Below are 354 nucleotides of genomic sequence, written 5' to 3' on the forward strand. Positions count from 1 at the left end.
AAAAGCATGGCCAGGAACGCCGCCGTATCTGGCGTAAGCTGCATCTCGCCGTTGACAGTAAAACACATGAAATCATCTGCGCTGACCTGTCGCTGAACAATGTGACGGACTCAGAGGCCTTCCCCGGGTTAATCCGGCAAACCCACCGGAAAATCAGGTCAGCCGCCGCCGATGGCGCTTACGATACCCGGCTATGTCACGATGAACTGCGGCGTAAGAAAATCAGCGCGCTTATCCCTCCCCGAAAAGGCGCGGGTTACTGGCCCGGTGAATATGCAGACCGTAACCGTGCTGTTGCGAATCAGCGGCTGACCGGGAGTAATGCGCGGTGGAAATGGACAACAGATTATAACC

Annotated in this window: 1 protein-coding gene; it reads left to right on the forward strand. The window is 55.9% G+C overall.

Going from position 1 to position 354, the window contains the following annotated elements:
- Positions 1-354, forward strand: a 354-nt coding sequence (locus FHC48_RS23135) for a transposase (protein WP_220420648.1), incomplete at both ends; no start/stop codon positions are given.

It is taken from the genome of Enterobacter sp. EC_50, from assembly GCF_019584525.1.
In the GTDB taxonomy this organism is placed as follows: Bacteria; Pseudomonadota; Gammaproteobacteria; order Enterobacterales; family Enterobacteriaceae; genus Enterobacter; species Enterobacter roggenkampii.